6 protein-coding genes are annotated in these 7886 nt (G+C 70.3%); 5 read left to right on the top strand and 1 reads right to left on the bottom strand.

Features of this window, described 5'->3' with window-relative positions:
- On the bottom strand, window positions 1-643 hold a 643-nt coding region (locus KA248_13465; protein ID MBP7830914.1), incomplete at its 3' end, for a hypothetical protein.
- A 109-nt stretch (window positions 644-752) separates the two neighbouring features.
- Between KA248_13465 and KA248_13460 the strand changes: the two genes are divergently transcribed.
- The 5 genes from KA248_13460 to KA248_13440 all read left to right on the top strand — a co-directional run bounded on the left by KA248_13460 (window position 753) and on the right by KA248_13440 (window position 7882).
- A complete protein-coding gene (locus KA248_13460; protein ID MBP7830913.1) occupies window positions 753-1403 on the top strand; it encodes a sigma-70 family RNA polymerase sigma factor in 651 nt (216 codons plus the stop codon).
- Between the two features lie 16 nt (window positions 1404-1419).
- Window positions 1420-2157 (top strand): hypothetical protein, encoded by a 738-nt coding sequence (locus tag KA248_13455; GenBank protein MBP7830912.1) that lies wholly within the window; start codon window positions 1420-1422, stop codon window positions 2155-2157.
- Between the two features lie 223 nt (window positions 2158-2380).
- Window positions 2381-4345, top strand: coding sequence for a hypothetical protein (locus KA248_13450; protein ID MBP7830911.1), 1965 nt, complete (start codon window positions 2381-2383; stop codon window positions 4343-4345).
- Between the two features lie 16 nt (window positions 4346-4361).
- Window positions 4362-5954: a caspase family protein gene (locus tag KA248_13445; protein ID MBP7830910.1), complete on the top strand. Its 1593-nt coding sequence runs from the start codon at window positions 4362-4364 to the stop codon at window positions 5952-5954.
- On the top strand, window positions 5933-7882 hold the full coding sequence (locus tag KA248_13440) for a phosphoenolpyruvate carboxykinase (GTP) (protein ID MBP7830909.1): 1950 nt from the start codon (window positions 5933-5935) through the stop codon (window positions 7880-7882). The genes KA248_13445 and KA248_13440 overlap by 22 nt, the downstream gene beginning before the upstream one ends.
- Window positions 7883-7886 lie beyond the last annotated feature (4 nt).

Genomic DNA, 7886 nt, shown 5'->3' with positions numbered 1-7886 from the left:
GGTAGCCGGTCACCACCGTGTCCTGGTACGAGCGGGTCTCGACATCGGAACCGGTCTCCCGGGACGCCCCGAAGATATCGGCGGTGAACTGCTGCTTGAAATCGTAGACCTCCTGGTAGTTCAGCGAGGCCACCCAGTTCCGGTCCGCCGCGCGGAACGGGAGGACCGCGCTCACGTAGTTCAGGTTGAAATCCGAGAAGCGGTCGCGGCCCGCCCGGAAATCGTCCGACGGGGAGAAATGGTCCTGGGTCTCCTCCGCCCACCGCAGGACCCAGGAGACCTCCGGTCGTTCGAGCTGGGTCAGCCCGCCGGGGTTCCACGAGGCGGCGGTCGCGTCGTCGGCCAGCGCGGTGAACGCGCCGGCGACGCCGAGGGCGCGGGCCCCCGAGCCGCTGGGCAGCGGGGCGGAGAAGATGGAGGGCGGCGTGAACCCCGCCGGCGTCGGCGCGGACGGCCGCACGAGATCCCCGCCCGGCCCGGCATGCGCCACCTCGACCTCCACCAGCCCGTGCGGCGTGGCGATGGCCAGCGAGCTCGCCCGGGCCGGGCCGGCCAGCCCGGCCAGCGCGGCCGCCCACGCGGCGCCGCCGCTCCAAACGAGGAAACGGGGCCACGCTGTTCCGGCCTTCGTTCCGGATTTCATGTCCTTCGATCCACTCCCCTTCCTCCCTCTACAGTCGTAGCAAATTCTTGTCTCGTGCGCAGTAAAAGTTAAAATCGGCCGCGGTGGTCCTTTGGGATGAAGGAACAGCATGCCCCTTTCCGGGAATAAGGAGTCCAGGCCGGGCCGGGTTTCGCTGGAGGTGTCGGCCGCCCAGCTCGACCGGCTGAAGGCCGGCGACGAGGCGGCCTGGCGGGAATTCCTGCAGAACGCCGATCCCGTCATCGGGTGCGTGGTACATTGGGCCAAGTGGCGTTTCTCCGCGCAGGTGTGCGAGGACCTGAAGCACGAAGTCCGGTCCGCGCTGCCCCAGGCGCTGGCCGCCTTCACCGGGAACGCCTCGGTGCACACCCTCGTCCGCCGGATCTGCGCCTACAAGTGCATTGACGAGGTCCGGCGCCAGGTCCGCGATCGCGCGGTCTTCCTGGACGCCGAGGCGCCCGGCGCCGAAACGGCCGCCCAGGCCCGGGAACCCCGGGACAGCTTCGATCCCGCCCGGGCGATCCTGCAACTGGAACTGCGGAAGATGGTGGCGCAGGTCGTCACAGCCCTGGGCGAGAAATGCGCCGAGATCCTGCGGCTCTGCTACCAGGAAGGGCTCGCCTACCGCGAGATCGCCCGGCGCCTGGGCATTTCCATCAACACCGTGGGACCGCGCCTCGCGGGCTGCTACCGGCAGTTCAAGCGCAAGGTCGAAAATAACCCCCGGTTGAAAGACTATTTTCTGCGCGATCACGACTAGGGCTACAGGAGACATGGTGAACAACGAACTGAACGAGCAGGACGCCAGCCTCCGCTACGTCCGGGGCGAGATGGACCGCGCCGAGGCCGAAGCCTTCGAGGCCCGCCTGGCCCGCGAGCCCGCCCTCGCCGCGCTCGTGCGCGAGGACCGGCGGGTCAACGCGCGGCTCGCGCCGCTGATGGCCGCCGCGCCGGACCGGGAACAACTGACCGACCGGATTCTCGCGGAGATCGACCGGGACGCCGGTCCCGCGCGAATCCTGACCTTCCCGGTTTTCCTGGCGCGGCATCGCACGGCGACCTTCGCCGCCGCGGCCGCGGCCCTGCTGCTCGCGGCAGTCCTGCCCGGCTACCTCGTCCCGCCCGTCGCCTTCGACCAACCGGAGATCCTGTCCGGACCCGCCCTGCGCCAGCCCGGGGAACCCGCAACAGCCGCCCCCCGCTACACCCCGGCGGATTTCCAGGAGCCCCTCCGTCTTTTCCAGGAGACCCTCAACCGGGCCTACCGCGAACAGCGGGCCCGCCGGCGCGGCTGGATCCTGCTGCCCCGCCGCGAGTGGTCGCTCCAGACCACCATCCAGGAAATGCGGGCCGGCCGGCTCGCTGTCGCCGTGACTGCGCGCCCCTTCCTCGGCAAGCGGGCGCGGCGGGAATGGACGGAGTACTACCGCGACCTCGCGGCGTGGCGGGCGGAGTCGCCCGCGCTGGCCGCGCGGATCGCCGGAGAGTTGAGCCGGGTCCATGAAACGCCATGACCAAACCATGGTCCTATCCCGCATTTCCCAGAAGAAATGCGGGGAATTCGAATCCCGAATATCGAAATCCGAAACAAATCCGAATGTTCGAATGCTCAAACCCCGAAAGATTCAATGCCTGTTTCTTGCACGGGCTGTTTCGATATTTGATCGTTTGAATTTCGAGTTTGTTTCGGATTTCGAGATTCGGATTTCGGATTTGTTGATGCTTGCAGGAAAACGTGTGAGACATGCGGGCTATCTGCGGTGCGCGGCGGCGGGACTGCTCCTCGCCGCCGGCTGCGTGCGGCACGGCCCGGCCCCGGCGGACCGGGGCGCGGCCCTGACCCATCATAACTGGTGGAATTACTACGCCCGCGCCGTCTCGCGGATGGACCAGCACCGGTACGCGGAAGCCCGCGCGGACCTGGAAACCTGTCTCGGGCTCCGGCCGGGCGCGCGCTCGATCAGCCGCCGGGACGTCTGGCGCGAACGCACCTACGGCCTGCACATGATCGAGAACTACTTTCCCCGCCGGGAACTGGGCGTGTGCCTCTATCACCTCGGCGACCATGCCGACGCCATTCGGCAGCTCGAAGAATCCCTGAAGCAGGAACCGTCCGGCCGCGCCAAGCATTACCTGAACCTCGCCCGGCAGAAGACCCTGGCGGGGCGGCGCGTCGCGCCGCCCCGCATCGAACCGGACGCTGACGCGACGCCGGCCTGGACCCGCGCCCGCGAACTGGCGGTCGCCGGAACCGCCCGCGGACCGGGCTACGTCAGGGCCGTCGAGATCAACGGCCGCCCGCAGTTCATCGAGCTGGCGCAAACCAACCTGCCGTTCTCCGAACTCGTCGCGCTGGCCCCGGGCTCGAACACGATCCGCGTTACCGCCGCCGATCTGACGGGCCGGACCGCGGCGCGGGAGTTCGTGTGCCGCGCCGACTGGCAGCCGCCCCAGATCGTCCTCCTTGCCGCCCGGACGGAAGGCCGGCATCGCACGATCGAGGGCGCGTGTTATGACAACGAGGAACTCGCGGGGCTCCGCGTCAACGGCCGGGCCGTTCCCCTCGCCCGGCCCGGGAAGGACCAGTCTTTCCGCGCGGAACTGGACGCCGGCGAGCCGCTGCACGTCGAGGCCGAGGACCGGGCGGGCCACCGGATCGAGCTGACCGCCGGGCCCCAGGACCTGGCGCGGAGCGCCTCTCGCCCGCCGGTGGAACTCGCGTCCGCGGGGGACGATATCCCGGAACTCCGGGCCGAGGACCAGCGGGACGCCGCGCCGCCCGTCCTGCGCCTGGCGGACGATCGCCCCTGGATCACCATATCCGGTGGCGAGTTCTACCTGGACGGCGAGGCGATGGACCCCGGCGGCCTGGCCGGCGTCACGGTCAACGGCGAGGAATGGCTGAAGCCGGAGCACCGCGGCGCGACGCGGCATCGCTTCGCCGCGTTTCTGCGCGCGGAGGGCACCAACGTCTTCACCGTCGTCGCCCGCGACCGGGCCGGCAACCGGACCGAGCGCCGCCTCACCGTCGTCGCCCGCGCCCCGGACCTCCTGAATCCGCGCTACCGCCTGCGGGCGGTGCTGCGCCCCTGCCGCGCCGACCCCGCGGGCGGCGGGCTCGACGCGGACCAGGCGACGGAGCATCTCGGCGAGTGCCTCGCGCGGCCGCCCGCGCGGTTCCGCCTGCTGGCCCGCGGCGACGAGTGGACGGATATCCTGCGCGAGCTGGACTTGAGCGCGTCCGGCCTGGCCGACCCGCGCGCGGCGCTGGAGATCGGGCGCCTGCTGCCCGCCGACCTGCTGTTCTCCGGCGCGCTGTTCCGGAACGGCGACGGCGTGACCGCGTACATGCGGATCGTGGACACGGCGAGCGCCGAGGTGCTTCACGCGACCGACGTGTACATCGAGTTCCGGAACGGCGATTGGCGCACCCCGCTCGACGGCCTGGCCGCCAAGATGGAGCAGTTTTTCCCGCTGCTCGAAAGCCGGCTGGCGTCGCGGCACGGCGGCCGCGGGACCATCGCGGCGGGCCGCCGACTGGGAGTCCGGGCGGGGACGCGGTGGGTCGCGCCGGCAGCGGACGACGCCCCTTTCGCGGAACTCGTCGTGGAGAGCGTGGAGGAGGAGCAGAGCACGGCGCGGTTCCTGCCCGCGAAGGGCGCGCGCGAGCCGGCGCCCGGCGACACGGTGATGACCCGGTGAGAACGGAGAGGTGCCCATGAAGCCATGCACGAAAAGACGGGCCCTGGCGATCCTGGCCGCGGGCGGGCTCGCCGGCGCGGCCGCGCCGCTCCGGGCGGCGCCCGAGTTCACGATGCCCGCGTACCACGCCCTCGTGATCGGCATCAACGACTACCGGCACCACGGGGCGGACGGGTGGACCGACCTGCGCACGGCGCGGGGCGACGCCGAGGCCGTGGGCGACGTCCTGGAACAGAAATACGGGTTCGAGGTGACCCGCCTGCTCGACGCCGACGCCACGCGCGCCACCGTCCTGCAGGCCCTGGACCGGCTGGTGGACTACACGCGGGACGACGCCGTCCTGGTCTATTTCGCCGGCCACGGGTTCTACGACGAGACGCTGGACGAGGGATTCTGGATCCCCTCCGACGCCCGCTGGCGAACGGACGGCCAGCCGGCGCGGGAGGATTGGATCTGGAACGCCGTGCTCGCCAAGATGATCGGCGCCTCCGAGGCGCGGCATATCCTCGTGATCGCGGACTCCTGCTTCGGCGGGTCCCTGTTCCGGGGCGCGCCCGCCGGGGCGCCGTCCGCCGAGGTCGGCTGGTACGTCAACGCGCTCGCCCGCCCTTCGCGTTACCTGATCGCCAGCGGCGACCTGGAGCCGGTGGCCGACAGCGGCGGCCGGCACAGCGTGTTCAGCCGGACGCTCCTCAACGCCCTCGAGTACCCGGCCCGCGGCTGGTGCTCCGCCTCGGAACTCGGGATGTCGCTGCGGGACACGGTCAGCGAGATGACCGGCCAGATGGTGCGGATGGGCCCGCTCCCGGGGCCCGCCCACGCCGGCGGCGAATTCGTACTGGTCGAAAAGTCCATGCCGTTCGAGCAACTGGCCCGCGAGTGGCTGGCGGAGGCGCTTTCGACGGGCGCCGTCTGGCAGGTGGCCGCGACCTGGTCGCCCGACCGGCGCGAGCAGATGCGCGTGTTGTTCGACACCGCCCTCCTCGACCGGCGCGGCGCGACGAACACCGCCCGGCGCCTGCTCGACCGCCGCCTGGCCGCGGAGCCCGGCGACCCGCTCGCCGCGCTGGTGAACGACTACCTGCGCTCCGCGGAAAAGCAAAGGCGCCGCGACGAAACCCAGGCCCTGCTCCAGCGTATCCGGGAAGGAAAAAACGCGGGCCCCCGGGAAGACCCTCCGGCCGACGCCCCCCGGCCGCGCACCCTGGCCGTGCTGCCGCCCGCGCCCGCGGCGGGCGTGGAGGAAGAGACCGCCTGGCTCTATGAAACCGCGCTGCTCGCCGCCTTCCGGGAGGCGGGCGACTTCCGCGTCGTCGAGCGGGAGGCCATGGAGGAGATCCTGCGGGAGCTGGACTTGAGCGCCTCCGACGTCGCCGCACCCGAGCTTCGCATGGCCCTCGGCCGCCTGTTTCCCGCCGGCGCGCTGCTGGTGGTCAAGCTCGGCGCCGCGTCCGGGGGGGACCGCCTTACCGTCCGGATGGTGGACACGCAAACCTCCGAGATCCTCGCGGCGCTGTCGGAGGTCATCCCCCCGGAAGACGATCCCCTGGCCCGCTGCCGGGACCTGGCCGCGCGCCTGGCCCGCGCATGGAGCCAAGCCCGCCCCTGAACGGCGCCCCGGCCCTTCGCGAAAAAAATGCTTCACCCCGCGCTTGCCAAGCGCCGGCCCTCACGCTAAACTGCGTCGCACCCTGCGAGTACGGCAACGAAACGGAACGGCCGGCGTCGAGGGATGAAAGGGATGCCGACATGACGAAAAACAAGCAACTGCTGGACTGGGTGGAAGAATGGCGCGCGCTGTGCGAGCCGCAGAACGTGCACTGGTGCGACGGGTCGAAGGCGGAATACGACCGCCTGGCGAGCGAGATGGTCGCCGCCGGCATGGCCGTGCGGCTGGACGAAACACGCTGGCCGGGCTGCCTCTACTTCCGGTCCGATCCCAGCGACGTCGCCCGCGCGGAGGAGCGCACGTTCATCTGTTCGAAGGTCCGCGAGGACGCCGGCCCGACGAACAACTGGATGGATCCGGCGGAGATGAAGGTCCTGATGCGCAAGTCGTACCGGGGCTGCATGAAGGGCCGCACGCTCTACGTCATCCCCTACAGCATGGGCCCCATCGGCAGCCCGATCGCGAATATCGGGGTGGAGATCACGGACTCGCCGTACGTCGTGATCAACATGCACATCATGACCCGTGTGGGGACGAAGGTCCTCGACGTGCTCGGCAAGAACGGCGAGTTCGTCCGCGCGATGCACTCCGTCGGCGCGCCGCTGGCGCCGGGGCAGAAGGATTCCGTGTGGCCGTGCAACCCGGACGTGAAGCAGAAATTCATCACGCATTTCCCCGAAACCCGGGAAATCTGGTCCTACGGGTCGGGCTACGGCGGCAACGCGCTGCTGGGCAAGAAGTGCCACGCCCTGCGCATCGCGTCCGTGCAGGCGCGGGACGAGGGCTGGCTCGCGGAGCACATGCTGATCATCAAGGTCACCAACCCCTTGGGGAAATCCATCTACGTCGCCGCGGCGTTTCCCTCGCAGTGCGGCAAGACGAACTTCGCCATGATGGAGCCGACCCTGCCCGGCTGGAAGGTCGAAACCATCGGCGATGATATCTGCTGGATGAAACGGCGGCCCGACGGCCGGTGGCACGCGATCAACCCGGAGGCCGGCTTCTTCGGCGTGGCCCCGGGCACGAGCATGAGCAGCAACCCGAACGCCATGCGCACGATCCAGCGCAACACGGTCTTCACCAACACCGTGCTGACGCTCGACCGGGACGTGTGGTGGGAGGACATGGGCGTACCGGCCCCGGCGCAGGGCATGGACTGGCAGGGCCAGGCATGGACCCCGGCCTCGGGGAAGAAGGGCGCGCATCCGAACGCCCGGTTCACCGCCCCGGCGGCCCAGTGCCCCGTCATCGCGCCGGAATGGGAAGACCCGGCCGGCGTGCCGATCTCGGCGATCCTTTTTGGCGGCCGGCGAGCGTCCACCGTCCCGCTGGTCACCGAGGCGTTCCACTGGGCGCACGGCGTGTTCCTCGGCTCCATCATGGGCAGCGAGACCACGGCGGCCGCGCTGGGCGCCGTCGGCACGATGCGCCGCGACCCGATGGCCATGCTGCCGTTCTGCGGCTATCACATGGGCGACTATCTCGCTCACTGGCTGAAGGTCGGGCGGGAAAGCGCCGCGGACAAGCTGCCCCGCATCTACTACGTCAACTGGTTCCGCAAATCCGCGGAAGGCCAGTGGCTCTGGCCGGGCTTCGGGGAGAACTCGCGCGTGCTGAAGTGGATCTTCGAGCGCGTCGAGGGCGGCGGGAAAGCCGTGGACACGCCGATCGGACGGGTGCCGGCCGCGGGCGCGCTGGATTTCTCGGGCCTGGACATGACGCCGGCGGAGCAGGCGGAACTGCTGTCCGTGGACCGCGCCGCGTGGCGTGCGGAACTCCCGGGCATCCGGGAGCACTACGCCAAGCTCGGTGCCCGCCTGCCGCGCGAGCTGGACAACGAGCTCGGGTTGCTGGAGAATAAATTGTAGAGGA

It is taken from the genome of Kiritimatiellia bacterium (genome assembly GCA_018001225.1).
GTDB lineage: Bacteria > Verrucomicrobiota > Kiritimatiellia > CAIQIC01 > JAGNIJ01 > JAGNIJ01.
Note: the sequence above shows the minus strand (reverse complement) of the source record. Positions and strands in the feature narration are given on the sequence as shown.

What these genes read in the sequence shown, in the direction of transcription:
- KA248_13460 (MBP7830913.1), top strand. Translation starts at nt 753, where the DNA reads ATGCCCCTTTCCGGGAATAAGGAGTCCAGGCCGGGCCGGGTTTCGCTG.
- KA248_13445 (MBP7830910.1), top strand. Translation starts at nt 4,362, where the DNA reads ATGAAGCCATGCACGAAAAGACGGGCCCTGGCGATCCTGGCCGCGGGC.
- KA248_13440 (MBP7830909.1), top strand. Translation starts at nt 5,933, where the DNA reads ATGGAGCCAAGCCCGCCCCTGAACGGCGCCCCGGCCCTTCGCGAAAAA.